We start from the raw sequence: 25212 nt of genomic DNA, 5'->3' as shown, positions 1-25212 counted from the left end.
CCGAAGCGTTATGGAGGTACGCCGTGCTGCCAGGACGAGGCCGATCGCTCAGCCTGTGGGGCGTGCGCACCACGTGGACCACCGTCGACGACGGCGAGTTCTTCTGCCCCGGCTGCGGCGGCGACCGCAACTACGCCCGGCGCACCGGCCGCCGGCGCCTCACCGTCCTCGGCGTCCCGCTCTCCGCGCGCGGCACGGTCGGACCGGTCGTCCAATGCGCCTCCTGCGAGGGCGAGTTCGGGCCCGAGGCCCTCGACCACCCCACCAGCGTCCGCTTCTCGGCGATGCTCCGCGACGCCGTCCACACGGTGGCCCTCGCCGTCCTCGCCGCGGGCGGCACGTCGTCCCGTACGGTCACGGCCGCCGCGGCGGCAACCGTGCGCTCGGCGGGCTTCGAGGACTGTACGGAGGACCAGCTCACCCACCTCGTGGAGGCGCTCTCCGCCGACTGGGGCCGCTACCTCCCCGAGGAGGCGGAGTCCGGCATCGACTGCCCCTACAGCGCCACCCTGGCCATCGAGCTGCACGAGGCCCTGGAGCCGCTCGCCCCGCACCTGGCCCCCGCCGGGCGGGAGTCCCTGCTCCTCCAGGGGGCCCGCATCGCGCTGGCGGACGGCCCGTACAACCCGGCGGAGCGGGAGGTCCTGGCGACGGTCGGCGCGGCCCTCCAGCTGTGCGCGGACGACACCGCGCGGCTCCTCGCGGCGGCCCGCACGCCGTCCTGATACTCCCCGGGGAGTAACACCCCTCCCGTGCCGCCCCCGGGGGTAGCGCCCAACTCGTCGGTACGGCCGACGAGTCGGGCCCCTGCCGCCGGAAGTCTGGAGGCATGGACACCACAGACCGGGCCGCCTCGCCCCCGGACACCACCCCGCATCCAGCGCCCGGCCCAAGCCGCCGCCGTACCCCCTGGGCGGTCCTCGCCCTCTGGGCGATCGTGCTCGCCGTCGCCCTGCCCTTCGCGGGCAGACTCGGCGACGTACAGCGCGACAACGCCGTCGACTACCTCCCCGCGAGCGCCGACTCCACCCAGGTGGAGCGGCTGCGCGAACTGCTGCCCGGCGGCGAGAGCACCGACCTCGTCCTCGTCTACCACCGCGACGGCGGCCTCACCGCCCCCGACCGGGCCACCGCGGCCCGCCAGGTGGACGCCGTCGCCGCCGCCCACGCCCTCGCCGCACCCCCCAAGGGCGTCCCCTCCGCCGACGGCACCACCCTCATGTACCCCGTCTCCACGGCCGCGCCCGGCACCGACGAGGAGGCCCGCTCCGCCTTCGTCACCGACGTACGGGCCGCCGTGCGGGGCGGCGACGGGCTCAGCGCCGAGGTCGGCGGGGACGGCGCCCTGGAGCACGACCGGGGGGAGGTCTTCGGCTCCATCGACGGCACTCTGATGATCGCGACCGTCCTCGTCGTCACCGTCCTGCTGATCCTCACCTACCGCAGCCCCTTCCTGTGGCTGGTCCCGCTGCTCGCCGTCGGCGTCGCAGCCCTCGCCTCCCGGGCCGCCGTGTACGGCATGGTCCGGGGCTTCGACGTGGTCGTCACCGGGCAGAGCGGCGGCATCATGACCGTCCTCGTCTTCGGCGCGGGCACCGACTACGCCCTCCTCGTGGTCTCCCGCTACCGCGAGGAACTCCGCCGCCACCTGCGGCCCTACGACGCCATGCGCGCGGCCCTGCGCGGCTGCGGGCCCGCTGTACTCGCCTCCTCGGGCACCGTCGTCGCCGGTCTCCTGTGCCTGCTCGCCGCCGACCTCAACAGCAGCCGGGGGCTCGGTCCCGTCGGCGCGGTGGGCGTCCTGTGCGCGCTGGCCGCGATGCTGACGCTGCTGCCCGCACTGCTGGTGCTGCTCGGCCGCCGGGTGTTCTGGCCGCTGATCCCCGCGTACGGCAGCGAGCCCAAGGAACGCCGCAGCCTCTTCGCCCGGATGGGGGGTTCGGCCGGGCGGCGGCCGGTCGCCGTCTTCGTCACCGGCGTCGTCGCGCTGGGGGCCCTGGCGCTCGGCGCGTTCAACCTGCCCGGCGAGCTGAAGACCGGCGACAGCTTCACCACGGCCCCCGAGTCGGTGTCCGCGATGGCGACGCTGTCCGCCGCCTACCCGGAGCGCGGCAGCCGCCCCCTCAGCGTCTTCGCCCCGACCCCCGACGCGCCCCGGGTGCTCGCCGAGGCCCGCACGACCGACGGCGTCGCCGAAGCCGCACAGGGCCGCAGCGGCGGCGGCTGGACCGAGATCGAGGTCTTCGCCCAGGGCGCGCCCGAGTCGGCCGCCGAGACCGCCACCATCGAGGCACTGCGGGCCGGGCCCGGAGCCGCGTACGGGGCGCACGTCGGCGGGTCCAGCGCCCAGGCCCTGGACACCTCCGCCACCGACTCCCGCGACCGGCTCGTGGTGATCCCGCTGGTGCTGGCCGCCGTCACGCTGATCCTCACGGCGCTCCTGCGCAGCCTCGTCGCCCCGCTGCTGCTGATCGCCGCCGTCGTGGTGGTGTGGGGCGCGACGCTGGGCATCGGCGGGCTCGTCTTCGAGCCGCTGCTCGGTTTCTCCGGCTTCGACTCCGGGACCGCCCTGCTCTCGTTCGTCTTCCTGGTGGCGCTCGGCGTCGACTACGGCATCTTCCTGATGCACCGGATGCGCGAGGAGGCCCGGCGCGGCGCACCCCCCAAGGAAGCCGCGCTGACCGCCCTGCGCACCACGGGCGGCGTGATCGCCTCCGCCGGGGTGGTGCTGGCGGCGACGTTCATGGTGCTGGCCTCGCTGCCGCTGGTGATGATGGCCGAACTGGGCATCCTGGTCGCGGTGGGCGTACTGCTCGACACTTTCCTCGTACGGACGTACCTGGTGACCAGTGCGAGCGTGCTGCTGGGGCGGCGGGTGTGGTGGCCGGGGAAGCTGGCCCGAAAGCCCGCCGCCGAGCCAACTCCCGTACCCCGCATGGCAGATGACCGGGTGCGTGCCGGAGGATGACCGGGTGCCCTCACCGTCCGAGCGCGTGTTCGCCGTGCTGAACCGCGATCCGCTGCTCGCCCCGCACCGTCTGCGCACCGACACGGCGCTCGCCGCCGTCGTCGGTGCGCTGACGGCCGCCCTGGCGCTCCTGGTCCGCGACGGGCGCGCCCCGGACGCCCTCGGGTGGGCGCTGCTCGCGGCGGGCGTCCTCGCGCTGGTGTGGCGGCGGGTGCGGCCGGTGCCGGTGCTGCTGTTCGTGCTGGCCGTGGTCGCCCCGTACCACGCGATGGACTACACGCACACCGCGCCGGTGCCGTTCTCGCTGCTCGCGATCTACACGGTCGCGGTGACCGCGCGGTCCACCCAGGCCCTGCTCGTCGGGGTGGGGACGCTGACCCTCGCGGTGTCGGTGATGTTCGTCGTCAACACCCACCAGGGCCTGGAACTGCTCCGCACCTCCGGGTGGATCGTCGCCGTCGTCCTCCTCGGGATCGCCCTGCGGCTGCACCGGCGGTACGTCGCCGCGATTGTCGAGCGCGCGGAACGGGCCGAGCGCACCCGGGAGCGGGAGGCGGCGCGGCGGGTCGCGGAGGAACGCGTGCGCATCGCCCGCGACCTGCACGACCTCCTCGCCCACTCGATCACCCTCATCGGCGTCCAGACGTCGGTCGCCGCCCATGTGCTGACGGTCGACCCCGACCGGTTCGACCGGGTGGCGCTGTCGGGGGCCCTCGACGGCATCACCGAGACCTGCCGCACGGCGCGCGGCGAGCTGCGCACCACCCTGGAGGTGCTGCGGGCCGACGACCCCGCGCCTGAGGGGCCGCTGCCGGACCTGGCCGCGCTGCCGGAGCTGGTGCGCAGGGCGGAGGCGGTGCTGCACCTGGACGTGGACGGGGTGCTGCCGGTGCCCGCCGTCCAGGCGGCGGCGTACCGCATCGTGCAGGAGGCGCTGACGAACGCGGTGCGGCACGGCGGGGCCGGGGCCAAGGCGACGGTACGGGTCACCGTGGAGCGGGGGAGCCTGCGGGTGCGGGTCACGGACGACGGGGTGGGCGCCGTGGGGAGCGCCGGGTCCGGGGGCTACGGGCTCACCGGGATGCGGGAGCGGGCGCGCAGCGTGAACGGCACGCTGGCGGCGGGCCCGCGCGACGGGGGAGGGTTCGAGGTGAGCGCGCTGCTGCCGCTGGGGGAGGACGCGATGCGGGACGTGGACGACGCGATGCGGGAGGGGGAGCGGCGGTGACGATCCGGGTGCTGCTGGCCGACGACCAGACGCTGGTACGGGCCGCCTTCGCGGTCCTGGTCGAGTCGGCGCGGGACATGGAGGTGGTGGGGCAGGCCGGGACCGGCCGGGAGGCCGTCGCCCTGGCCGCCTCCGCGCGGGCGGACGTGGTCGTGATGGACATCCGCATGCCGGACCTCGACGGCATCGAGGCGACCCGGCTGATCGCCGCCGACGAGGACCTGGCCGGGGTGCGGGTGCTGGTCCTGACCACGTACGACACGGACGAGCACATCATGGCGGCGCTGCGGGCGGGGGCCTCCGGCTTCCTGGTCAAGGACACCCACCCGGCCGTCCTGCTGGACGGCATCCGCACGGTCGCGGCGGGTGAGTCCCTGCTGTCGCCGGGTCCCACCGCCCGCCTCGTCGCCCGCGTCCTGCGCGCCCCCGAGGCACCGTCGACGGGCGGCCCCGAGGGCCTGTCGGTGCGCGAGCGGGAGGTCCTGACGCTGGTGGCGCGGGGCCTGAACAACACGGAGGTCGCCGAGGCGCTCGGGCTCTCCCCGCTGACGGCGAAGACCCATGTCAGCCGGATCATGGGCAAGTTGGGGGCACGGGACCGGGCGCAGCTGGTGATCGTGGGGTACGAGTCGGGGCTGGTGGTCCCGGGCGGGGGGTGAGCCGGGCTCGGGCGGGGGCCCCGGGGGGCTCCGGCGGCTGAGCGGGGCCAGGGCGGCGGCTGAAGAGGCTCCGGCGGCGGTCGAGCGGGCTCGGCGCGCACCCCTGGGCCCGCTGTGGCAGGTTGTGCGCATGGTGCACGAGAAGCAGGCGGGCGAGACGGCGGAACGGGGCGGCGCGGAGGGCGAGGAGCGGCGGGCCGGTTGGAGCAGCGGGCTCACGCTGACCACGGCCGCCTTCCTCTTCCTGCTGCTGCGCCTGTTCGCCGTCTCCGGCTACCAGTGGCACACCGCGTTCGCCGTGCTGCACACCCTCGACCTGGACGACAGCATCGGGATCGTGCTCGGTACGGTCCTCGCGGACTCCGTGGTGGCCGCCGTGCTGCTCGTCGTCCTGCTGCCCGCGTTCCTCTTCCGGGTGCTGGGCGGCTTCATGCTGGCCGCCCGGATGCGCAAGGAGGGCAGGCTCGACCCCGACGCCCGGTTCGACATGGCCGGGATCGTCATGCTCGCCATCGCCGTCGCGGGCATGACCGCGTACGTCCTGAGCTTCGGCACCTGGTGGCTGCCGCTGGCGTCGGTGCTGGTCGTGGCGGCGATGGTGGGCTTCGGCGCACTGACCAGGGGTGCGCAGGGCCAGGTCGGGGAGGCCTCGCGGTGGGCCGGGCGGCACATCATGGGTCTGGTGCTGGCGGCCTCGGTCCTGGCGATGCTGGTGAGCGCGGCCGTCGTACGGACGCCGTGGATGCCGCTGGAGCGGGTCGAGGTCAAGGGACACGAGAAACCGTTGCGCGGGTACGTGCTGGAGGCCGAGCCGGGGTTCCTGAAGTTCCTGACCGAGGAGGACCGCGAATTCATGATCATCCGGGACGGTGACGTGGAGTCCCGCGAGGAGATCGTCGAGCACTAGGGGCTAGGGCAGGCCGGGTGGGCGTGCGGGTGCGCCCGGGTCCTTGTCGCCGGTCACCGTCGGGTACGGAGCAGGGGCCGGGGCCGGGGGGACCTTGCGGTCGGCGGGGGGCGTGGGGACGCCGACGGTCGGGGAGTGCGCGGGCGGGACCGGGGTCCGGTCCAGGGGAGTGCCGGGCAGCAGCACCAGCAGGTACACGGCCACGGCTGCCGCCGCCGCTCCCACCACCGTGTACGCGACCGTACGCACCCGGCGCAGGCCCCAGCTCCGCCCCTCCGGCGGCGACGCACGGCGCAGGTCCCGGGGCGTGACGAGCGCGGCACGGGCGTCGAGCGCGGCCCGCAGCCGGTCCTCGGTGGGCGTCGGCGACGGCGTGGGTGTCGTCGGATTCATCGGGTGCCCGCCAGCTTCTTTTCGAGGGTGTCCAGGGCGCGGCTCGCGGTGGACTTCACCGTGCCGCGCGACAGGCCGAGGGTCTGGGCGATCTGCGCCTCCGACAGCTCCGACCAGTAGCGCAGGACGAGGACTTCGCGCTGGCGACGGGTCAACTGGCCGAGTGCGTCCAGTACTTCACGGTGTTCCTCGGCGAGGATCAGCCCCTCGTCGGCGGAGGCACCCGGCCCCTGGTGCGGCGGGGTGTACGCGCGTGCGGTGCGCCGCCTGCGCAGGACGGAGCGGGCCGCGTTGACCACGGCGGTGTGCAGGTACGCGCCCGGGTCGCGCAGCCCGTGCAGCCCCGTTCCGTACGTCCGGCAGACGGCGGCGAACGCGTCCTGGACGACGTCCTCGGCGGTGTGCAGGTCGTCCACGAGGAAGAGGGCGAGGCGGACCATGTCGAGGCGCCGGGCGCGGTAGAGGTCGGTGAGGGTGGGCGGCTCGCAGGCGTCGCTGCCGGTCCCTTGTACGTACGGGGTGGCGACCGCCCGCAGTGGGCGGGCCTCCCGGGTGCCGGAGACGCGGGCCAGCAGGCGCGACCACCACCGGGGGGTGGCGTACGGGTTGAAGGGGGCGTACGGGACGTGCTGCATGGGCCTCGATCCGGTGGTCCGACGCGGGGGCGTGCGGGTGGGGCGGGCGGGCCGTGCGCACGGCCCGCCCACCCCACCCCGTTCGCGCTGTTACTTCTGGGGCGCGGGAGCGGGCGCGGGGCCCGTGCCGGGGCTGATCACGCGGGGAGGCGTGCCGGGCTTACCGGCGGGGGCCGGGGCGCCGGGGTGGGCCTTGCCGGGGGAGACGGCCTTGGGCGGGGCCGGTGCGGGGGCGGGCGCGGAGCCCGGGGCCTTGCCCGGCGTGACGACCTTGGGCGCTGCCGGTGCGGGGGCGGCCTTTTCGGGGGCGGTGACCTTGGGCGGGGCGGGGGCGGGCGCGGCCTTTTCGGGGGCGGTGACCTTGGGCGGTGCGGGGGCGGGCTTCGGCCCGGAGTCGGCGACGGCGACGGCCGTGAAGACGCCGCCGATCAGGGCGGCGGCACCGATGACGGCGCCGAGGAGGCGGGGGCGGTTCAAGGACATGGTGGGGTCTCTCCCGATGCTGGACGGCTGAACTGGGGTGAAGGGCGCCTTCAACCCACCAGACGTGCGGGGGAGGGGGAGGTTGCGACCGGTTCCGGAGAAGTTTTCGGCGGCCCGGGAGAGGGGGCTTGGGCCGCCGGGTCGCCCTGTGCGTGCGGGCGTGCTGCGCCCTGGGCGGACAAGGCGGGCCGCCCACTGGAGGTTGCCCGGTGCGTGCGGGCGCACTGCTACTGCTTGAGCGAGGCGATGAAGGAGCCCCAACTCGCGCTCTGGATCAGGAGGATGGGGCCGTCCTGAACCTTGCTGTCCCGGACGGGGACGAGGCCGGGGAGGCAGTCCGAGACCTCGACGCAGTTGTTGCTTTCGGTACCGCTGTAGCTGCTCTTACGCCACTGAGCGGAGATCAGGCTGTGCTGATGCATGTTCTGTAGTCCTCCGCCACCGATGCGATCAGTTGCAGGGACGCCGACGGTGACAACGCGGCTGCCCTGAGCAGATCGTAAGTGCGCTGTGCGCGTCTCACTACAGCCGGATCATCGATCAGGTTGCCGGTATACAAGCCCTCTGTATAGGCCACCGGCGGTGCATCCTCGAACTCCATCAGGCGAAGTGGCACGCCCATGGTGGCGTAGACGCCTTCGCTGAACGGGATGACTTGGACGATGGCGCGTCGGGAGCGCATCAGGCAGGTGACCCGGTCCAGTTGCTCGGCCATGACGGCGGGACTCCCAACGGTGATCCGTAGAGCTGTCTCATGCACGATTGACCAGTACAGGGGCAGCTCTGGATCGGCGAGGATCTTCTGTCGCTCCAACCGGGCGCAGACCATCTTTTCGGCCTGCTCGTCCGACCTCTCGGGCGTCGCGCTGGTCATCAGCACCCGTGCGTAGTCGGCTGTTTGCAGGAGGCCCGGGATGAGGCTCCCTTCGAACTCGGAGATGCTTGTTGCGTGGGGCTCAAGATCTACCGTGCCGGTGAAGTACTGCTCGTATTCCGAGTCGCCGATCAGCTTGCGCCACGTCCGCTCGAAAAAGCCATCGGTTTGTAGTGCGACGTCAATGCGTTGGGCCACGTCCAATTGTGGCTTGCGAATGGCCTGTTCGAATTGGCCGATGTAGCCGCCGGATACGAATACGAGCAGACCCAGGGCCTCCTGCGTCAGTCCTGCCCGTTCCCTGCGGAGCTTGAGTTCTTCGCCGAAGTGCTGCCACGATCGTTGACGTTCAGCCTTGGCCACAGGTCAACCCCCTTGTCCAGCGCCCCGCTTGTAGGGCGCAGGCCACTTCCGAGCGTAGCCATCCGGCCCCACCCTCGTAATGGAAAACGTGAAATCGAGCGGAACAGGGAAGTGATGGCAATGCTGGAAATGGAGTTCCATCCCGAGGAATGCCTCGCGGAGGCGGAGGAAGTTGTGAAGAAATTGCGTGCGGCATTGGACAGAGCCGGGCTCGCACTGCCCTCGATGTGTCTGGAGCCCACCTCGTACGTACGGGCACAGGGGTGCCCCGTGGTGGAGCTGGGCCGGTGCAACATCACGACCGCCTCCCGGCTCGCCGCCGCCCTGACGGCGGCGGAGAGGGCCGGCGAGTGAATCCGCCGCCCGCCCTCGGCGCGTACGTGGTGGACCTCACCAGCGGCCGGGTCGGCCGGGTGCTCGCCAGGGTGGGCCGCCTGCTGCGGCTCGCCCCGGTGGGCGGCGGCCGGGAGTGGAACTGCGACCAGGACGACGTACGCCCGGCCACCGCCTCGGAGCGGCTGAGCGCGGCGACGGCGTACGTGAACGCGCGCAGCCGGGGCGAACTCCCGTAGCGCCGCGCCAGAGCACCTGGGCGGGAACGTGCGGGCGGCCCCGCATCCGTACGGAAATGGGGCCGCCGACCGCTCTGCCGCAGGTTGCGGGAACGGCTCAGGAGGAGACCGGCATGCAGATGGTCAGAACCTGGATGTTCTTCGCCGTGCTGTCGTTGTTGGAGACGCGGACACGCCAGAAGTTGTCGGCCGCGGCTTCCTTCGAGTAGCTGTCGTACGGGGAGAGCTTGGCCGTCTGGTCGACGCTGTAGAAGCCGCCGCTGACGACCTGGGAGCCGGCGTCGCACTTCGGTCCGCTGAACGTCTGGACGGCACCGCCTGAGGCGACGGACTGGTTGGCCGACCACTTGTAGATCAGGGGGCCGACGGGGCCGCGATCGCCCTTGTCCCCCTTCGCTCCGGCAGGCCCGGCGGCCCCTGCCGGACCCGCCGCGCCGGGGTCCCCCTTGTCGCCCTTGGCTCCTGCCGCACCAGCGGCCCCGGCATCACCCTTGTCGCCCTTGGCTCCGGGGGCTCCTGCCGGACCTTCGGGGCCTGCGGCCCCGGTGTCACCCTTCGTGCCCGCCGGGCCTGCCGGGCCTGCCGGGCCAGCGGGACCTGCTGCGCCGTCGGCTCCGGTGTCGCCCTTATCGCCCTTGGCCCCCGCCGGGCCCGCCGGGCCGTCCGCGCCGGTGTCGCCCTTGGCTCCTGCCGGGCCCGCAGCGCCGTCGGCTCCGGTGTCCCCCTTGTCCCCCTTGTCGCCCTTGGCCCCTGCCGGACCCACTGCTCCATCGGCACCGGTGTCGCCCTTGGCTCCGGGGGCTCCTGCCGGGCCTGCCGGTCCTTCCGGGCCCGCCGGTCCGACGGGTCCTGCCGCGCCGTCCGCCCCGGTGTCGCCCTTGGCTCCCGCCGGGCCCACCGCACCATCGGCCCCGGTGTCACCCTTCGCCCCCGCCGGGCCTGTCGGTCCCGCCGGACCCGCAGGGCCTGTCGCGCCGTCAGCCCCGGGGTCGCCCTTGTCCCCCTTGTCGCCCTTGGACCCCTCCGGGCCCACTGGGCCCACCGCTCCGTCCGCCCCGGGGGCTCCCGCCGGGCCCACGGGACCTTCCGGGCCTGCCGGTCCCGCGTCGCCCTTGTCGCCCTTCTCGCCAGTCGGACCCGCCGGGCCTGCCGGGCCCGGGTCGCCCTTGTCGCCCTTGGGGCCGCCCGGAGTCCCCGGCTCACCCTTCTCCCCCTTCTCGCCCTTCATCTCGGCCTTCTCCTCGTCCGTCCAGTCCTTCGGACGAGGACCGGCCGGACCCTGCGGGCCCATCGGCCCCGCCGGACCGGGGTCGCCCTTGGCGCCCGCCGCGCCCGCCGCGCCCGCAGGACCCACCGGACCCGCAGGCCCCTTCGCCCCCGCAGGGCCCTTCGGCCCCGCCGGTCCCGCCGGGCCGCGCGGACCCGGCTTGCCCTTGCAGATGACGCAGGGGTCGTCCCCGCCGAGCGGTGCGGCGAAGGCCGCGCCCGCCGTACCGGCGAGGAGGAAGGTGCTGGCGGCCAGAGCCGTGACGATGCGCTTCAAGGTGAAGTCCTCTTCCTGGTGGTGGTTCCTCGTCGCCACCCGCCCGCCGCCGGTGTCCCCGGACCCAGCCAGGTGCGCGTGCGCGTACCGCGTGCACGCGCGTGGCGAACGCCGGGCGTGACGTTATGTCTGATAAGTGGCTTTGGGGTGAGCTTTCGGTGTGTCGTGCGAGGGCTCACCCGATCGCGTGGCGCCCCTGGGCCGACAGGCCCCCCTACGGGATGCGGCACGGAGGTCGCGGACCATGCCGGGCACGGTCCGCTCGTACGGGACAATGGAACCCATGAGTCTGTTCCGTGATGACGGCATCGTCCTGCGCACCCAGAAGCTGGGCGAGGCGGACCGCATCATCACGCTCCTCACCCGCCACCACGGCCGGGTCCGGGCGGTGGCCCGGGGCGTGCGCCGGACGAAGTCGAAGTTCGGGGCCCGGCTGGAGCCCTTCTCCCACGTCGACGTGCAGTTCTTCGCGCGGGGGAGCGAGCTGATCGGGCGCGGGCTCCCCCTGTGCACGCAGGGCGAGATCATCGCCCCGTACGGCAGCGGCATCGTCACCGACTACGCCCGCTACACCGCCGGCACCGCCATGCTGGAGACGGCGGAACGGTTCACCGACCACGAGGGCGAGCCCGCCGTACAGCAGTACCTCCTCCTGGTGGGGGGCCTGCGCACGCTCTCCCGCGCCGAGCACGCGCCGAACCTGATCCTGGACGCCTTCCTGCTGCGCTCGCTGGCCGTCAACGGGTACGCCCCCAGCTTCGACGACTGCGCCAAGTGCGGCATCGACGGACCCAACCGCCTGTTCTCCGTCTCGGCGGGCGGCGTCATATGCGGTGACTGCCGGGTGCCCGGGAGCGTCGTACCCTCTGCGGAGGCTGTCGCTCTGCTGAGCGCGCTGCTCACGGGGGACTGGGCGGCGGCCGACGCGTGCGAACCCAGGCACGCCCGCGAGGGCAGCGGGCTGGTCTCGGCCTATCTGCACTGGCACCTGGAGCGCGGGCTGCGCTCGCTCAGGTACGTGGAGAAGGCCTGAGCGCGCGGGCGGACAGGATGTTGAGCAAGCAAGGGAGAACTGGGAACCATGGCACGACGCGGAATTCTGGGGCTGGGCGGCAGCAAGCGCGAGTACAAGATCCCCGAGCCGCACCCGTCCGGTGCGCGCCCCCCGAAGATTCCCGGTGAGCTGGTCCCCGAGCACGTCGCGATCGTCATGGACGGCAACGGCCGCTGGGCCAAGGAGCGCGGCCTGCCCCGCACCGAGGGCCACAAGGTCGGCGAGGGCGTCGTCCTGGACGTCCTCAAGGGCTGCCTGGAGATGGGCGTCAAGAACCTCTCCCTGTACGCCTTCTCCACCGAGAACTGGAAGCGCACCCCCGACGAGGTCCGCTTCCTGATGAACTTCAACCGGGACGTCATCCGCCGCCGCCGCGACGAGATGAACGAGCTCGGGATCAGGATCCGCTGGGTCGGCCGGATGCCGAAGATGTGGAAGTCGGTCGTCCAGGAGCTCCAGGTCGCCCAGGAGCAGACCGTCGACAACGACGCGATGACCCTCTACTTCTGCGTCAACTACGGCGGCCGCGCCGAGATCGCGGACGCCGCCCAGGCCGTCGCCCGCGACGTCGCCGCCGGAAAGCTCGATCCGTCGAAGGTCAACGAGAAGACCTTCGCCAAGTACCTGTACTACCCGGACATGCCCGACGTGGACCTGTTCCTGCGCCCCAGCGGCGAGCAGCGCACCTCCAACTACCTGCTCTGGCAGAGCGCCTACGCCGAGTTCGTCTACCAGGACGTGCTGTGGCCGGACTTCGACCGCCGCAACCTGTGGGACGCCTGTTACGAGTACGCCCAGCGCGACCGACGCTTCGGCGGGGCGATCCCCAACGAGCAGCAAAGCGGCGGCAATTCACCCCTCCCGCAGGTGCCCGAACAGGGCTGAGGCCACCCCACCCGGCAGTATCATTCGGCCCGTGAGGAGGCGCACCGTCCACGGTGGACCGGCCTCCGGGGGCGGGGGTGGGCAGTGGCCGAACGGCTCGTGGCGACCGAACGGCTCGTGGTGGCCGACCGCACGCCCGGCGCGGCGTCCGGGACGACCCGGGACCTCGACGCCGTCCTGCTCCTCGTCGAGGACGACGCGGGCGACGCGGTGCTGTTCACCGAGGTCCTCCAGGACAGCGACCTGCGGGCCGACGTCCACTGGTGCACCACCCTGGACGCGGCCCGCACCTTCCTCGCCCAGCACGACGGACCGGTGTGCGTCCTGCTCGACCTGCACCTGCCGGACGTACGGGGACTCGATGCGGTACGTCAGGTGCTCGCCGCCCACCCGGACGCGGCGATCGTCGTCCTGACCGGCCTCGTCGAGGGCGAGGCCGGACAGCACGCCGTCGCGGAGGGCGCGCAGGACTACCTGGTCAAGGGCCGCCTCGACGCGGAGACCCTGTCCCGGGCCGTCCGGTACGCCGTCCAGCGCAAACAGGTCGAGCAGGCCGCCGTGGCCCTGCACGCGGGACGGCTGCGCGCCGAGGAGAACGCCCGCCTGGAACTGGGCCTGCTGCCCGTGCCGTTGATGCGCGCCACCGGCTTCGAGGTGAACGCCCGCTACGACCCCGGCCGTGAACAGGGCCTGCTCAGCGGCGACTTCTACGACGTCGTGCAGACCGTCGACGGCACCGTGCACGCCGTCATCGGCGACGTCTCCGGGCACGGCGCCACCGAGGCCGCCCTCGGCGTGTGCCTGCGCGTCGCCTGGCGGGCGGCCGTGCTCAGCGGCTGCACCGGCCCCGCCCAACTCCGCCTGCTGGAAGAGATCATGGCCGCCGAGCGGTCCGCCCAGCAGGTCTTCGCGACCCTCACCAGCCTGGTCTTCCCCGCCGACCGCCGTTCGGTACGCGTCGTACGCGCCGGACACCCCGGCCTCCTGGTCCGCGCCCCCTCCGGCACCACCTGGTACGACCCGCCCGGCGGCATGGCGCTGGGCATCGCCCCCGGCACCGGCACCTGGCCCGAGACGGACCTCCCCCTGGAGCCCGGCACCGGCATCGTCGTCTTCACCGACGGCCTCTTCGAGGGCCTCACCGGACCCCGCACCCGCCTCGGCGAGAACGGCCTGCTGCGCCTCGCCCGCCAGTACGAGGCCCTGCCCGCCCGGGACTTCGTCCAGGCCCTCGTCCGCGCGGCCTCCGCCGCGGCCGCCCCGCACGGGGGCCTCGCCGACGACATAGCGGTGCTCCACCTGGCCTGGGCGAGCCGCTGACATGGCCGCACCGCCCGCCCAGGCCCCGGACCGGCGGTGCGGGGTGCTGCGGTCCCGCACCGCACGGCTGTCCGTACGCGGCTGGATCCGGCTCGTCCTGGTGACGATGGCCGTGCTGCTGGCGGCCTGCGCCGGACTCGGCGCGAGCCTGCTCAGCCGCACCAACGACCGCAACAGCGAACTCGTCGACCACCTCCAGCCCGGCCGCTCCGCCGGCCTGATCCTGCAACGCTCCCTGCTCGACCAGGAGACCGGGGTGCGCGGCTACGCCCTCAGTGGCCAGGCCGCCTTCCTCGACCCGTACCTGACCGCAGTGCGCGAAGAGCCCCGCCAACTCCGCGAGGTCGCAGCCCTGTTGGGCTCGCAGGGCCGCTTCGGCAGCGACCTCGACGCCGTACGGCAGAAGGCCGCCGAGTGGCGCAGGACCCAGGCCGAGCCCCTGATCGCCGCCATCCGGGGCGGGGCGAGCGTCGCCGACGTACAACCACGTGTCGAGGCCAGCAAGAAGTCCTTCGACGAACTGCGCGGCCTCCTGCGCGCCCAGGAAGAACACCTGGACCAAGCCAGGCTCGCCGCCCGCGCCGAGATCGCCCGGCTGCGCACCCTGCGCGACGTGACCTTCGTCGTCATGCTCGGGGTGATCGCCACCACCGGGCTGCTGCTCGCCCTGCTGCTCAGCCGCATGGTGGTGCGCCCGCTGGCCGCCCTGCGTGCCGCCGCCGACCAGGTGGCGGGCGGCGACTTCGACCGGCGCATCGAGGTGGCGGGACCGGCGGACGTACGGGCCGTGGGCGGGTCGGTGGACCGGATGCGCCGCCGCATCGCGGGCGAACTCGCCGAGGCCCGCCAGCGCGAGACGCAGCTCGCCCGGCAGGCCACCGACCTGGAGACGCAGACTCTCGAACTCGCCCGCTCCAACGCCGAGTTGGAGCAGTTCGCCTACGTCGCCTCGCACGACCTCCAGGAACCCCTGCGCAAGATCGCCTCCTTCTGCCAGCTCCTGGAGAAGCGGTACGGAGAGGTCGTGGACGACCGGGGCAAGCAGTACATCGCCTTCGCCGTCGACGGCGCGAAGCGGATGCAGACCCTCATCAACGACCTGCTGACCTTCTCCCGGGTGGGCCGCCTGGACGCCGCCCCGGTCGCGGTCGACATGGGGGACGTGCTGGAGCGGGCGCTGGTCAATCTCGCGGCGGCCGTCGAGGACGCGGGCGCGGACATCGTCGTACGCGACGGCCTTCCCGTGGTGACCGGCGATCCGACCTCGCTCACCATGCTCTGGCAGAACCTGATCGGCAACGCCATCAAGTTCCGGCACCCCGAGCGGCAGCCCGTACGGGTGGTCGTCGGATACGAACGGGCCGACGGGCACTGGGAGTTCACCGTCCGTGACAACGGGATCGGGGTGGCGGAGGAATTCGCCGAGAAGGTCTTTGTCCTCTTCCAGCGGCTGCACTCGCGCGAGGAGTACGCGGGCACGGGCATCGGCCTCGCCCTGTGCCGGAAGATCGTCGAGTTCTACGGCGGCGACATCCGCCTGGCGGGCGAGGAGACCGGAACCCTCGTGCGTTTCAGGCTGCCGGTGGCGGGGGAGTGCACCGCCACCGCCGCCACGACCACTTCCGCAGGAGCAGGAGCGCGTACATGAACCGTCCCGCCACCCCCATCGAAGTGCTCCTCGTCGAGGACGACCCGGGCGACGAGCTGATGACCCGGGAGGCGTTCGCCGACAACAAGATCCACAACACCCTGCACGTCGTACGGGACGGCCAGGAGGCCTTCGACTTCCTGTACCGGGAGGGCGCGCACACCGACGCGGTGCGCCCCGACCTCATCCTGCTGGACCTCAACCTCCCCAAGTACGACGGGAAGCAGGTCCTGGAGCGGATCAAGAAGGACGACGAGCTCGCGCACATCCCGGTGGTCGTCCTCACCACGTCCGCCGCCGAGGAGGACATCCTGCGCAGCTACAAGCTCCACGCCAACGCGTACGTCACCAAGCCGGTGGACCTGGAGCAGTTCATCACGGCGGTGCGCCAGATCGACGACTTCTTCGTGTCGGTGGTGAAGCTCCCGCCGAAGCCGGCGTGAGCACAGGGGTGCGGGCGGCGGGCCCGCACCCCTTTCCGGCTCAGCTCGCCTGTGCCTTGTCGTACGCCGCCTTCACCTCGTTGCCGAAGTAGGGGCCGTACATCCTGCCGGGCAGGAAGGTGTAGCCGAAGCTGTTCACCGAGGCCTGGAGGCCGGTGCCGGTGGACTCGTTGAAGGAGTTGAACCAGGGACCGCCGCTGGAGCCGCCCGTCATGTCGCAGGCGAGGCTGTGGTCCTTGGTGAGCAGGAAGTCCTTCGTGGTGTTCCCGGAGCAGTAGATGAGCCTCTTGCCGTCGTACGGGGCCGCGGCCGGGAAGCCGAAGGCGTACATCGGCTTGTTGTAGCCGCCGTTGAACTGGATGCCCTGCGCGCCGACGACGTCGGACAGCTTCTGCCCGTTCAGCGGGTTCACGACCGCGAGGCCCACGTCGTAGTTCATGTCCTCGCTGGCCGCCCACTGGTCGGTGGCGGAGGTCTTCGCGGCGGTCCAGGTGCCGTACGGGGTCGCGCCGTCGTTGTAGGCGGGCACGAACACCCAGTTGGTGTGCCAGGCGCCGTCCAGCTTGACGCAGTGGCCGGCCGTGACGACGGTCGACTTGTTCTGGCTGGTGACGGAGTTGCCCGAGCAGGAGGCGGTGCGGCCCTGGTACGTGAAGAACACGCGGCCCGACGTCTTCACGACGGCCCCGCCGCCGGTCCACGCACCGCCCTTCTGCGGGAAGGCCTTGATGGCGGGTGCGGAGGTGGCCGGTACGGAGGTGGTCGGCCCGCCCGCCTTCGCGGGGGCGAGCTTTGAGGGGGAGACCTGGAGCAGGTCGAGCGGCTTGGCCGAGCGCATCCGCTCCGTCGTCCAGAAGTTCCGGACCTGCTGCTCGGCGGAGAGGGCGGCGGAGAGGGCGGAGGAGGTGTCGGCGGCCGGAGCGGGGGCCGCTCCGACGCTGAGCAGACCGCCGACGGCGGCCGCCAGGCCGAGCAGGGCGGTGCCGCGGGACCGGGCGCTGCGGGACGTGGCACTGCGGGACATTGCACTGTGGGGACGACGTCTCACGCTGACTCCTTCTGCGAAGAGGGGGAGCGGTGCGGAAATCGGTGTGCGGGAGGCAGCGTGCCACGGAAGCTGAATATCTGTCAGGAGTGCGCGCGCCGGTCGGTGCGAGTTGGCCGGAAAACGCCGAACGCCCCTACTCCGCAAGGGAGTTGGGGCATTCGGTGCAGCAGGGATCAGGCGGCGGCGCACTCCGCGCACGTGCCGAAGATCTCCACCGTGTGCGCCACGTTCACGTACCCGTGCTGGGCCGCGATCGACTCGGCCCACGACTCGACGGCCGGGCCCTCGACCTCGACCGCCTTGCCGCACATCCGGCACACCAGGTGGTGATGGTGGTCGCCGGTGGAGCAGCGCCGGTAGACCGACTCGCCCTCGCTGGTGCGCAGCACGTCCACCTCGCCGGCGTCCGCCAGCGACTGGAGCGTGCGGTAGACCGTGGTCAGGCCCACCGAGTCGCCCTTGTGCTTGAGCATGTCGTGGAGTTCCTGCGCGCTGCGGAACTCGTCCACCTCGTCCAGCGCCGCCGCCACGGCGGTCCGCTGCCGGGTGGAGCGCCCCTTCACCGGTGCGGTGTTCGTCGTCGCGGTCGCACCGCTCGGCGCCGTCGTCACAGGTGCCTCCTCAGGTTGCCCATTACGCGAGTACATACGTCGGGCCATTGTGCCAGGAGCGTCGCCGCGCCCCGTTTCAGACCTTCGCCACCGCGGGTTCGGCGGCTTCGGCGGGCCCCTGCGAGTGTCCCGCGCGGGCCCGGCGTCGTGCCAGGGGGGTGGCCAGAAGTGTCAGGGCGACGAAGACCGCGATGGCCAGCAGCACGATCGTCGCGCCCGGCGGCACGTCGTACTGGTACGAGGCCACCGTCCCGCCCAGCGTCACCACGGTACCCACGGCCACAGCCAGCACGAACGTGACGGTGAAGCTGCGCGAGACCTGCTGCGCGGCCGCCACCGGCACCACCATCAGCGCGCTGACCAGCAGCAGCCCCACGACCCGCATGGCGACCGTCACGGTCACCGCCGCCGTCACCGCGACCAGCAGGTTCAGCGCCCGCACCGGCAGCCCGGTGACCCGCGCGAACTCCTCGTCCTGGCTCACCGCGAACAGCTGCCGCCGCAGCCCGACGGTGACCGCCACCACGAAGGCCGCGAGCAGCACGATCGCCGTCACGTCCTCCTGGGAGACCGTGGACAGCGACCCGAAGAGGTACGAGGACAGATTGGCGTTGGAGCCGGTCGGCGCCAGGTTGATCAGCAGCACACCGCCCGCCATGCCGCCGTAGAAGAGCATCGCGAGGGCGATGTCGCCGCGGGTCTTGCCGTACCAGCGGATCAGCTCCATGACCACGGCGCCCGCGATGGCGACGACGGTGGCCGTCCACACGGGGCTGGCCTGCATCAGGAAGCCGAGGCCGACGCCGGTCATCGCCACGTGCCCGATGCCGTCGCCCATCAGGGACTGGCGGCGCTGGACCAGGTAGATGCCGATGGCGGGCGCGGTGATGCCGACCAGCACGGCGGCGATCAGGGCCCGCTGCATGAAGGCGGTGGAGAGGATTTCGGTCAGCATCAGCTCAGCAGTCCCGTCGGTACGGGGGAGGCCGCTGCCGGGGCCGCGTGCGGGTGGCAGTCCTCCTTGGTCAGGTGGTGCGGGTCGTGTCCGGGCAGCGCCTCACCGGCGGTCACCGGGCCGTCGTACGTCACCAGGCCGTCGCGCAGGACGACCGTGCGGTCGATGAGCGGCTCCAGGGGGCCCAGCTCGTGCAGGACCAGCAGGACGGACACCCCGGCGGCGACCTGCTCGCGCAGGGTCGCGGCGAGGATCTCCTGGCTGGCCAGGTCGACGCCCGCCATCGGCTCGTCCATGATCAGCAGCTCGGGCTCGGAGGCCAGCGCCCGCGCGATCAGCACCCGCTGGTGCTGCCCGCCGGACAGGGCGCTCACCGAGTCCTTCGCCCGGTCGGCGAGGCCCACCAGGCCGATGGCCCGCTCGACGGCGGCCTTGTCGGCCTTCGTCATCAGGCCGAGCCGGGTGCGGGAGAGCCGCCCGGAGGAGACGACCTCGCGGATCGTCGCGGGCACACCGCCCGCAGCCGTCGTGCGCTGGGGAACGTATCCGACCCGCGCCCACTGCCGGAACCGCTTCAGCGGCGTCCCGAACAGGTGGACCGAGCCGCCCGTGAGGGGCACCTGCCCGATCACGGAACGTACGGCGGTGGACTTGCCGGAGCCGTTCGCGCCGAGCAGGGCGACGACCTCGCCGCGCTGCACGGCGAGATCGATCCCGCGCAGCACGGGGCGCGAGCCGAGTACGGCGGTGGCCGCGCTCAGGGATATGACGGCGTCGTTCTGCACTTCTCGCGCCTCCGTGGCTGGTGGTAGTGGACTCACTTGGCGCCGAGGGCCTTCTTCAGCGCTTCGAGGTTGGACTGCATGACCTCGATGTAGTTCGCACCCTTGGACTTGTCCGTGATGCCCTCCAGGGGGTCCAGCACGTCCGTCTTCAGCCCGGTGTCCCGGGCGAGGGTGTTCGCCGTCTTGTCGCTCACCAGGGTCTCGAAGAAGACGGTGGTGACCTTGTCCTCCTGGGCGATCTTCTGGAGCTGCTTGATCCGGGCCGGGCTCGGCTCCGACTCCGGGGCGACGCCGCTGATGCCCTCCTGCTCCAGGCCGTACCGCTCGGCGAGGTAGCCGAAGGCGGCGTGGGTGGTGATGAAGGTCTTGGTGGAGGTGTTCTTCAGGCCGTCCTTGAACGCCGTGTTCAGGCCGTCCAGCTTCGTGACCAGTGTCTCGCTGTTCTTCCGGTACGTCGCGGCGTTCTTCGGGTCGGCCTTCGCGAGGGCCTTCTCGACCCCCTTGGCGATCTCCGCGTACTTCACGGGATCCAGCCAGACGTGCGGGTCGGTGCCGCCCTCGGCGTGGTCGTGACCGTGGTCGTGGCCCTCGTGCCCGGCCTCTTCCTCCGCGCCGTGCTCGTGGCCGTCTCCGGCCTCCGTGGAGTGCGTCTCCATCGTCGTCAGGGTCGCGGCGTCGACGGTGGCCCTGGCCCCGGACTGCTTCACGGCCTCGTCGACGGCGGGCTGGAGGCCCCCGAGGTAGAGGATCAGGTCCGCCTCGCCGAGCTGGGCGGTCTGCTTGGGCTTGAGCTCCAGGTCGTGCGGCTCGACGCCCGGCTTGGTCAGCGTGGTCACGGCGACCTTGTCGCCGCCTATCTGCTCGGCCAGGTACTGCATCGGGTAGAACGACGCGATCACGTTCAGCTTGCCGTCCGCGCCCTTGCCGTCGGCGGCGGAGGAGGAGCCCCCGCAGGCGGACAGCGTGACCAGTCCCAGGGAGACGGCGGCGGCGGTGGCGGTCACGGGTATGAGGCGTCGTACGTTCATGACAGTCATTTTCAACAAAAGTGGAAACGATTGTCAATAGTGTGGTTGTCCGCTCTGTCCCCGATACCGATTTGATCCGGGGCCCCCGCACGCCGGTAACCTGAAGCATTCGCCGGGCCGTGCCGGGTCGTGGCCGTGCAGGGGGGCCGCGCGGGGGAGTCGCGCGCACCGGCGGACCCACACCTTCGTCGTCGTAATGAAGAGAGCACCGTGGCCGCCGACAAGATCGAGACCATCGTCAGCCTGAGCAAGCGCCGTGGCTTCGTTTACCCGTGCAGTGAGATCTACGGCGGCTCCAAGGCCGCCTGGGACTACGGTCCGCTGGGTGTCGAGCTCAAGGAGAACATCAAGCGTCAGTGGTGGCGCGCGATGGTCATCGCGCGCGAAGACGTGGTCGGTATCGACTCGTCGGTCATCCTGGCCCCCGAGGTGTGGGAGGCGTCCGGCCACGTCCAGACCTTCTCCGACCCGCTCACCGAGTGCACCTCCTGCCACAAGCGCCACCGCGCCGACCACCTGATCGAGGCGTACGAGGCCAAGCACCACGGCCGCGCCCCCGAGAACGGCCTGGCGGACGTCAACTGTCCCAACTGCGGCACCAAGGGCCAGTTCACCGAGCCCAAGCAGTTCTCCGGCATGCTCCAGACGCACCTCGGCCCGACCCAGGACACCGGCTCCGCCGCGTACCTGCGTCCCGAGACCGCGCAGGGCATCTTCACCAACTTCGCCCAGGTGCAGCAGACCGCGCGCAAGAAGCCGCCGTTCGGCATCGCGCAGATGGGCAAGTCCTTCCGGAACGAGATCACTCCGGGCAACTTCATCTTCCGCACGCGCGAGTTCGAGCAGATGGAGATGGAGTTCTTCGTCAAGCCGGGCGAGGACGAGCAGTGGCAGGAATACTGGATGGAGCAGCGCTGGAACTGGTACCTGGACCTCGGCATCAACCCCGAGAACATCCGCTGGTACGAGCACCCGGCCGAGAAGCTCTCGCACTACTCCAAGCGCACCGCCGACATCGAGTACCGCTTCAACTTCGGCGGCAGTGAGTTCTCCGAGCTCGAAGGCGTCGCGAACCGCACCGACTTCGACCTGAAGGCGCACTCCAAGGCCTCGGGCCACGACCTGGTCTACTTCGACCAGGAGGCCAACGAGCGCTGGACGCCGTACGTCATCGAGCCCGCGGCCGGTGTCAACCGCGCGATGCTCGCCTTCATGCTGGACGCCTACCGCGAGGACGAGGCGCCGAACGCCAAGGGCGTCATGGAGAAGCGCGTCGTGATGGGCCTGGACCCGCGCCTGGCCCCGGTCAAGGTCGCCGTCCTGCCGCTGTCCCGCAACCCGCAGCTCTCGCCGAAGGCCAAGGGCCTGGCCGCGGACCTGCGCAAGAACTGGAACATCGAGTTCGACGACGCGGGCGCCATCGGCCGCCGCTACCGCCGCCAGGACGAGATCGGCACGCCGTTCTGCGTGACGGTCGACTTCGACACCCTGGACGACAACGCGGTGACCGTGCGCGAGCGCGACACCATGAAGCAGGAGCGCGTGTCGCTCGACATGATCCAGGAGTACCTGGCGGTCCGCCTCATCGGCTGCTGACCTGCTTCCTGTACGTTCCTGAGCCCCCGGTCGCCTGCTTGTGCGGCCGGGGGCTCTGGCGTGCCAGGACGGCGCAGAGGGCGGCCAGCGGGAGTTCGGCGCACACGGCCATGGCGAGGGCGGCGGCGAGTTCCGTGCCGGGCGCCGAGGTGAGCAGGTCGGTACAGGCGTCGGCGGCGAGGAGGAGGGCCGCACCGGTGGCGGGCAGCCGGGCCGGGAGCCCCTCCCGTATCCGGCGGCCGGCGGCCAGGAGGCAGGCGGCCTCCAGGGTGTCCAGGGCGATCCAGGCGGCGGCCTCGGCGGGCGGCAGGGTGGCGGCCAGGTAGCCCATCCACGGGAGCAGGGCGAGCCCGGTGAGGGTGAGCAGCCTGCTCTGCCACAGGGCGGTGGGGAGCGGGGAGTCGAGGGCGAGGAGTGCCATGGGGGCGGGTCCTTCCGGGGCTCTTCGTGGATCACGGACCCGGCTGTCGGGCTCGTGATCCACACTCCGGATTTCGGGGGCCCGGGTCAGGAATGCTGGTTGCCGACCTGGGGTGGCACTGGTTGCACCCCCGCACGGCAACAGGCTTCCTGGTGGGCTGTCAGACCCACCGTCTACCGTCGGATCATGAAGCTCCTGACCCGGGGAAGTCCCGGGCCGCTCGCCCACCTGATGGCCCGGGTGGGGCCCGAGCGGCGATCCCGCTGGGCCCGCGCCCGTACGCGGCTGCGCCGCGACCTCGCCTTCGTGGCCTCGGGGGTGCCGCTGCACCTGCTCACCGCGCCGCTGTTCCTGTGGGCGACGACGCAGGCCGTCGGGCTCCTGGACGGAAGCTCGGACGCGGCGCCGTTCGTGCTGCCGGTGGCCCTCGTGCTGATCGTCGCCGCCGGGTTCGGGCTCACCGAGGCGCAGCGGTGGCGGTTCCGGGAGCTGTGCGGGGTGGAGATACCGAGGCTGCGGTTCGCGGTGGCGCGGCGGCAGTTCGGCTACCACTGGCTGGTGGGGCCCTGCCTCGCGCTGCTCGAACTCGCCGTGCTGGTCATGGCGTTGCTGGCGGTGGTCGGGACGACCGTGTTCCTGTGGGAGTGGATGCTGCCGTTCGCCTGGCGGATGGGGCACCCCGGCTACAGCACCTGGGCGACCGGGGTCATGGGCGTGGGCGTCGCGGCCCTCTTCGCCGTACCGCCGGCCGCCGGCGCTCTCGTACGGCTGGAACAGCGCATCGCTCCCGCCCTGTTGCGGGACGACAAGGCCGAAGCCCTCAAGCAGCGTGTGTCGGACCTCACCGAGAGCCGGGCGGGCGCGGTCGACGCGGCGGACGCCGAACGCCGCCGCATCGAACGGGACCTGCACGACGGCGCCCAGCAGCACCTGGTGTCGATGGCCCTCAACCTCGGCATAGCGAAGGCGACGCTGAAGGACCTGCCGCCCGAGGCCCAGCAGGTCATCGACGAGGCGCACCGGGCCGCCAAGGACGCCATCGAGGAACTCAACAACCTGGTGCGCGGCCTGCACCCCTCCGTCCTGGACGAACTCGGCCTGGATCCGGCCCTGTCGGGCCTCGCCGCCCGCGCCCCCTTCCCCGTACGCCTGCGCGCGGACATCCCCGCCCGCCCCGCACCCGCCGTCGAGGCCGTCGCGTACTTCGTCGTCTCCGAGGCCCTCACCAACATCGCCAAGCACGCGCACGCGACCAGGGCGGAGGTGACCGCGTTCCGCCTCGGGGAGATACTGCGGGTGACCGTCACCGACGACGGAACGGGCGGCGCCGACCCCTCGGCCGGCACCGGACTGCGCGGCCTCACCCAGCGGGTGGCCTCCGTCGACGGCACGTTCCGCCTGAGCAGCCCCACCGGGGGACCGACCGTGATGACCGTGGAGTTGCCGTGCAGCGCCGCCGCGCAGTGATAGCCGAGGACTCCGTCCTCCTCCGCATGGGGGTCGTGAAGATCCTCGACATGGCGGGCTTCGACGTCGTCGCCGAGTCGGACGACGCGGCGGGACTCCTCGCCGCCGTCGAGGAACACCGCCCCGACCTCGCCGTCGTCGACGTCCGGATGCCGCCCGGCTTCACCGACGAGGGAATCCGGGCAGCCCTCGCCCTGCGCGAGAGACGGCCCGACACGGCGGTCCTCATGCTCTCCCAGTACGTCGAGGAGCGGTACGCGGCGGAACTCCTCTCCCGGCACACCACCGGCATCGGCTACCTCCTCAAGCAACGGGTCGCGGACGTCGAGGAGTTCATCGAGGCCCTGCGCCGGGTCGCCGACGGCGGTACGGCCCTGGACCCCCAGGTCGTCGCCCAGCTCCTGGTCCGGCGCGGCAGCGACCCTCTCGACCGGCTCACCGACCGTGAACGCGAGGTGCTGGCCTCCATGGCGGAGGGCCGCTCGAACGCGGGCATCGCCGCCCAGCTCACGCTGAGCGAGAGCGCGGTCGCCAAGCACATCAACTCGATCCTGGCCAAGCTGGACCTGCCGAGGGCGGGGGCGGACCACCGGAGGGTGCTGGCGGTCCTGCGCTTCCTGGAGGGCACGGGCTGAACCCCGGACGGGTCCGGGGCGGGTCCGGGGCGAGTCCGGGGCGGGGACAAATCTGGTGCGCGGGCCCGCCGGGACCGGGTACCGTCATGGTCATGTTCTTCCAGACGCCGATTTACGAGTGAGAGCGCGACGGGCCCCTTCCGACGCCCTCTGACGTCGCCGTGCCCGTCCCCCATCGACGAATCCGTAGATCACTTCTCATCACTTCGGGAGAACTCCCATGACCACCAGCAAGAACATCAACAACCCCGTCGGCCAGGGCGGCGGCCAGCGCAAGCGCCAGTCCCGCGACGAGCGCGCCAACAACGGCCCGCACCGCAACGCGGACCGCGCGTCGGCGGCGGAGAAGAAGGCCGAACTGCTGGCAAAGATGCGCGAGAAGGCCACCGGCGCCAAGCCCGCCGACGAAAACTGACGCAGCACCCCCTGTGGGCCCGAACCGTCCAACGGTCCGGGCCCACTGGCATGTCTGTGACGGCTGCCCGAAGGGCATGCCTCCAGGGGCGCGGGGAACTGCGCGACCAGCCACGACGCTCCCGCACGGAACCGTTCATCAGCCCCGCGGGTTTAGGTGAAGGGGCGGGACCGGGGCGAAACCCGGGGGTCCGGGGGCAGCGCCCCCGGCCCGAACCGCCACCCCCCACCCCCCGCACGCCGCGCCGCGGGGGCGCGGGGCCGGGGGCGCGGGAGC

28 protein-coding genes are annotated in these 25212 nt (G+C 72.2%); 16 read left to right on the top strand and 12 right to left on the bottom strand.

The features are described from left to right. Positions 1-23 precede the first annotated feature (23 nt). The 5 genes from ACIO3O_RS19335 (at position 24) to ACIO3O_RS19315 (ending at position 5762) form a co-directional block, all read left to right on the top strand. Positions 24-725, top strand: coding sequence for a TerB family tellurite resistance protein (locus ACIO3O_RS19335; protein ID WP_401747225.1), 702 nt, complete (start codon positions 24-26; stop codon positions 723-725). Positions 726-829: 104 nt separating this feature from the next. Then, complete coding sequence (locus ACIO3O_RS19330) at positions 830-2968, top strand: MMPL family transporter (RefSeq protein ID WP_401747223.1); 2139 nt, start codon at positions 830-832, stop codon at positions 2966-2968. 4 nt (positions 2969-2972) lie between these two features. After that, entirely contained in the window at positions 2973-4196 is a 1224-nt protein-coding gene (locus ACIO3O_RS19325) for a sensor histidine kinase (protein ID WP_401747220.1), read from the top strand. Beyond that, positions 4193-4855 carry a response regulator gene (locus ACIO3O_RS19320; RefSeq protein ID WP_401747218.1) on the top strand — a complete coding sequence of 221 codons (663 nt, stop codon included), beginning with the start codon at positions 4193-4195 and terminating at the stop codon, positions 4853-4855. The genes ACIO3O_RS19325 and ACIO3O_RS19320 overlap by 4 nt, the downstream gene beginning before the upstream one ends. Positions 4856-4985: 130 nt before the next feature. Beyond that, positions 4986-5762: a hypothetical protein gene (locus tag ACIO3O_RS19315; RefSeq protein WP_401747216.1), complete on the top strand. Its 777-nt coding sequence runs from the start codon at positions 4986-4988 to the stop codon at positions 5760-5762. Between the two features lie 3 nt (positions 5763-5765). On the opposite strand, the gene ACIO3O_RS19310 is transcribed toward ACIO3O_RS19315, so the two are convergent. The 5 genes from ACIO3O_RS19310 to ACIO3O_RS19290 all read right to left on the bottom strand — a co-directional run bounded on the left by ACIO3O_RS19310 (position 5766) and on the right by ACIO3O_RS19290 (position 8510). After that, complete coding sequence (locus ACIO3O_RS19310) at positions 5766-6155, bottom strand: hypothetical protein (RefSeq protein WP_401747213.1); 390 nt, start codon at positions 6153-6155, stop codon at positions 5766-5768. Then, positions 6152-6790: an RNA polymerase sigma factor gene (locus ACIO3O_RS19305; protein ID WP_401747211.1), complete on the bottom strand. Its 639-nt coding sequence runs from the start codon at positions 6788-6790 to the stop codon at positions 6152-6154. Before ACIO3O_RS19305 ends, ACIO3O_RS19310 begins: the two co-directional genes overlap by 4 nt. A gap of 90 nt (positions 6791-6880) precedes the next feature. Next, positions 6881-7273 (bottom strand): hypothetical protein, encoded by a 393-nt coding sequence (locus tag ACIO3O_RS19300; protein WP_401747210.1) that lies wholly within the window; start codon positions 7271-7273, stop codon positions 6881-6883. Between the two features lie 227 nt (positions 7274-7500). Further along, positions 7501-7695 (bottom strand): DUF397 domain-containing protein, encoded by a 195-nt coding sequence (locus ACIO3O_RS19295; RefSeq protein WP_401747207.1) that lies wholly within the window; start codon positions 7693-7695, stop codon positions 7501-7503. Continuing rightward, complete coding sequence (locus ACIO3O_RS19290) at positions 7677-8510, bottom strand: Scr1 family TA system antitoxin-like transcriptional regulator (RefSeq protein WP_401747204.1); 834 nt, start codon at positions 8508-8510, stop codon at positions 7677-7679. The genes ACIO3O_RS19295 and ACIO3O_RS19290 overlap by 19 nt, the downstream gene beginning before the upstream one ends. Positions 8511-8630: 120 nt before the next feature. Here ACIO3O_RS19290 and ACIO3O_RS19285 point away from each other — a divergent pair, with 120 nt between their 5' ends. Continuing rightward, positions 8631-8864 carry a hypothetical protein gene (locus ACIO3O_RS19285; protein WP_401747202.1) on the top strand — a complete coding sequence of 78 codons (234 nt, stop codon included), beginning with the start codon at positions 8631-8633 and terminating at the stop codon, positions 8862-8864. Then, positions 8861-9082 (top strand): hypothetical protein, encoded by a 222-nt coding sequence (locus ACIO3O_RS19280; protein ID WP_401747200.1) that lies wholly within the window; start codon positions 8861-8863, stop codon positions 9080-9082. The genes ACIO3O_RS19285 and ACIO3O_RS19280 overlap by 4 nt, the downstream gene beginning before the upstream one ends. A gap of 97 nt (positions 9083-9179) precedes the next feature. Here ACIO3O_RS19280 and ACIO3O_RS19275 read toward each other — a convergent pair whose 3' ends face one another. After that, positions 9180-10625 carry a hypothetical protein gene (locus tag ACIO3O_RS19275; RefSeq protein WP_401747197.1) on the bottom strand — a complete coding sequence of 482 codons (1446 nt, stop codon included), beginning with the start codon at positions 10623-10625 and terminating at the stop codon, positions 9180-9182. 283 nt (positions 10626-10908) lie between these two features. Here ACIO3O_RS19275 and recO point away from each other — a divergent pair, with 283 nt between their 5' ends. From recO to ACIO3O_RS19250, 5 genes are all read left to right on the top strand, one after another. After that, positions 10909-11658, top strand: coding sequence for a DNA repair protein RecO (gene recO, locus ACIO3O_RS19270; RefSeq protein WP_401747194.1), 750 nt, complete (start codon positions 10909-10911; stop codon positions 11656-11658). Between the two features lie 48 nt (positions 11659-11706). Continuing rightward, the gene (locus ACIO3O_RS19265) at positions 11707-12564 is read left to right on the top strand and encodes an isoprenyl transferase (protein WP_401747191.1); all 858 of its coding nucleotides are present in this window, start codon (positions 11707-11709) and stop codon (positions 12562-12564) included. A gap of 84 nt (positions 12565-12648) precedes the next feature. Next, entirely contained in the window at positions 12649-13884 is a 1236-nt protein-coding gene (locus ACIO3O_RS19260) for a PP2C family protein-serine/threonine phosphatase (RefSeq protein WP_401747189.1), read from the top strand. A gap of 1 nt (position 13885) precedes the next feature. Continuing rightward, entirely contained in the window at positions 13886-15532 is a 1647-nt protein-coding gene (locus ACIO3O_RS19255; RefSeq protein WP_401747187.1) for an ATP-binding protein, read from the top strand. Beyond that, the gene (locus tag ACIO3O_RS19250; RefSeq protein ID WP_401747185.1) at positions 15529-15975 is read left to right on the top strand and encodes a response regulator; all 447 of its coding nucleotides are present in this window, start codon (positions 15529-15531) and stop codon (positions 15973-15975) included. The genes ACIO3O_RS19255 and ACIO3O_RS19250 overlap by 4 nt, the downstream gene beginning before the upstream one ends. A gap of 40 nt (positions 15976-16015) precedes the next feature. On the opposite strand, the gene ACIO3O_RS19245 is transcribed toward ACIO3O_RS19250, so the two are convergent. From ACIO3O_RS19245 to ACIO3O_RS19225, 5 genes are all read right to left on the bottom strand, one after another. Beyond that, positions 16016-16999, bottom strand: a complete 984-nt coding sequence (locus ACIO3O_RS19245; protein WP_401747727.1) for a trypsin-like serine peptidase — start codon at positions 16997-16999, stop codon at positions 16016-16018. Between the two features lie 197 nt (positions 17000-17196). After that, the gene (locus tag ACIO3O_RS19240; RefSeq protein ID WP_189827622.1) at positions 17197-17634 is read right to left on the bottom strand and encodes a Fur family transcriptional regulator; all 438 of its coding nucleotides are present in this window, start codon (positions 17632-17634) and stop codon (positions 17197-17199) included. Between the two features lie 76 nt (positions 17635-17710). After that, positions 17711-18589 (bottom strand): metal ABC transporter permease, encoded by an 879-nt coding sequence (locus ACIO3O_RS19235; protein ID WP_401747182.1) that lies wholly within the window; start codon positions 18587-18589, stop codon positions 17711-17713. Further along, positions 18589-19374, bottom strand: coding sequence for a metal ABC transporter ATP-binding protein (locus ACIO3O_RS19230; RefSeq protein ID WP_401747179.1), 786 nt, complete (start codon positions 19372-19374; stop codon positions 18589-18591). The genes ACIO3O_RS19235 and ACIO3O_RS19230 overlap by 1 nt, the downstream gene beginning before the upstream one ends. 32 nt (positions 19375-19406) lie before the next feature. After that, positions 19407-20402: a metal ABC transporter substrate-binding protein gene (locus tag ACIO3O_RS19225; protein ID WP_401747177.1), complete on the bottom strand. Its 996-nt coding sequence runs from the start codon at positions 20400-20402 to the stop codon at positions 19407-19409. Between the two features lie 210 nt (positions 20403-20612). Between ACIO3O_RS19225 and ACIO3O_RS19220 the strand changes: the two genes are divergently transcribed. Beyond that, the gene (locus ACIO3O_RS19220; protein WP_401747175.1) at positions 20613-21998 is read left to right on the top strand and encodes a glycine--tRNA ligase; all 1386 of its coding nucleotides are present in this window, start codon (positions 20613-20615) and stop codon (positions 21996-21998) included. Here the strand turns inward: ACIO3O_RS19220 and ACIO3O_RS19215 are convergent. Continuing rightward, the gene (locus tag ACIO3O_RS19215; RefSeq protein ID WP_401747172.1) at positions 21985-22419 is read right to left on the bottom strand and encodes a hypothetical protein; all 435 of its coding nucleotides are present in this window, start codon (positions 22417-22419) and stop codon (positions 21985-21987) included. The genes ACIO3O_RS19220 and ACIO3O_RS19215 overlap by 14 nt on opposite strands. Positions 22420-22605: 186 nt before the next feature. Here ACIO3O_RS19215 and ACIO3O_RS19210 point away from each other — a divergent pair, with 186 nt between their 5' ends. The 3 genes from ACIO3O_RS19210 (at position 22606) to ACIO3O_RS19200 (ending at position 24936) form a co-directional block, all read left to right on the top strand. Then, on the top strand, positions 22606-23886 hold the full coding sequence (locus ACIO3O_RS19210) for a histidine kinase (RefSeq protein ID WP_401747169.1): 1281 nt from the start codon (positions 22606-22608) through the stop codon (positions 23884-23886). Beyond that, positions 23883-24521: a response regulator gene (locus ACIO3O_RS19205; protein WP_401747724.1), complete on the top strand. Its 639-nt coding sequence runs from the start codon at positions 23883-23885 to the stop codon at positions 24519-24521. Before ACIO3O_RS19210 ends, ACIO3O_RS19205 begins: the two co-directional genes overlap by 4 nt. Before the next feature lie 220 nt (positions 24522-24741). Further along, positions 24742-24936 carry a DUF6243 family protein gene (locus ACIO3O_RS19200; RefSeq protein WP_401747167.1) on the top strand — a complete coding sequence of 65 codons (195 nt, stop codon included), beginning with the start codon at positions 24742-24744 and terminating at the stop codon, positions 24934-24936. Positions 24937-25212 lie beyond the last annotated feature (276 nt).

It is taken from the genome of Streptomyces sp. NPDC087440 (genome assembly GCF_044744005.1).
In the GTDB taxonomy this organism is placed as follows: Bacteria; Actinomycetota; Actinomycetes; order Streptomycetales; family Streptomycetaceae; genus Streptomyces.
The sequence above is the reverse complement of the archived record's forward strand: the minus strand, read 5'-3'. Positions and strand labels throughout refer to the sequence as shown.

Excerpts from the sequence above, each read along its gene's own strand:
- ACIO3O_RS19250 (WP_401747185.1), top strand. The coding sequence starts at position 15,529 with ATGAACCGTCCCGCCACCCCCATCGAAGTGCTCCTCGTCGAGGACGAC.
- ACIO3O_RS19300 (WP_401747210.1), bottom strand. The coding sequence starts at position 7,273 with ATGTCCTTGAACCGCCCCCGCCTCCTCGGCGCCGTCATCGGTGCCGCC.
- ACIO3O_RS19265 (WP_401747191.1), top strand. The coding sequence starts at position 11,707 with ATGGCACGACGCGGAATTCTGGGGCTGGGCGGCAGCAAGCGCGAGTAC.
- ACIO3O_RS19255 (WP_401747187.1), top strand. The coding sequence starts at position 13,886 with ATGGCCGCACCGCCCGCCCAGGCCCCGGACCGGCGGTGCGGGGTGCTG.
- ACIO3O_RS19295 (WP_401747207.1), bottom strand. The coding sequence starts at position 7,695 with ATGCATCAGCACAGCCTGATCTCCGCTCAGTGGCGTAAGAGCAGCTAC.
- ACIO3O_RS19245 (WP_401747727.1), bottom strand. The coding sequence starts at position 16,999 with ATGTCCCGCAGTGCCACGTCCCGCAGCGCCCGGTCCCGCGGCACCGCC.
- recO (WP_401747194.1), top strand. The coding sequence starts at position 10,909 with ATGAGTCTGTTCCGTGATGACGGCATCGTCCTGCGCACCCAGAAGCTG.
- ACIO3O_RS19310 (WP_401747213.1), bottom strand. The coding sequence starts at position 6,155 with ATGAATCCGACGACACCCACGCCGTCGCCGACGCCCACCGAGGACCGG.
- ACIO3O_RS19330 (WP_401747223.1), top strand. The coding sequence starts at position 830 with ATGGACACCACAGACCGGGCCGCCTCGCCCCCGGACACCACCCCGCAT.
- ACIO3O_RS19305 (WP_401747211.1), bottom strand. The coding sequence starts at position 6,790 with ATGCAGCACGTCCCGTACGCCCCCTTCAACCCGTACGCCACCCCCCGG.
- ACIO3O_RS19210 (WP_401747169.1), top strand. The coding sequence starts at position 22,606 with ATGAAGCTCCTGACCCGGGGAAGTCCCGGGCCGCTCGCCCACCTGATG.
- ACIO3O_RS19315 (WP_401747216.1), top strand. The coding sequence starts at position 4,986 with ATGGTGCACGAGAAGCAGGCGGGCGAGACGGCGGAACGGGGCGGCGCG.
- ACIO3O_RS19235 (WP_401747182.1), bottom strand. The coding sequence starts at position 18,589 with ATGCTGACCGAAATCCTCTCCACCGCCTTCATGCAGCGGGCCCTGATC.
- ACIO3O_RS19215 (WP_401747172.1), bottom strand. The coding sequence starts at position 22,419 with ATGGCACTCCTCGCCCTCGACTCCCCGCTCCCCACCGCCCTGTGGCAG.
- ACIO3O_RS19200 (WP_401747167.1), top strand. The coding sequence starts at position 24,742 with ATGACCACCAGCAAGAACATCAACAACCCCGTCGGCCAGGGCGGCGGC.
- ACIO3O_RS19225 (WP_401747177.1), bottom strand. The coding sequence starts at position 20,402 with ATGAACGTACGACGCCTCATACCCGTGACCGCCACCGCCGCCGCCGTC.
- ACIO3O_RS19285 (WP_401747202.1), top strand. The coding sequence starts at position 8,631 with ATGCTGGAAATGGAGTTCCATCCCGAGGAATGCCTCGCGGAGGCGGAG.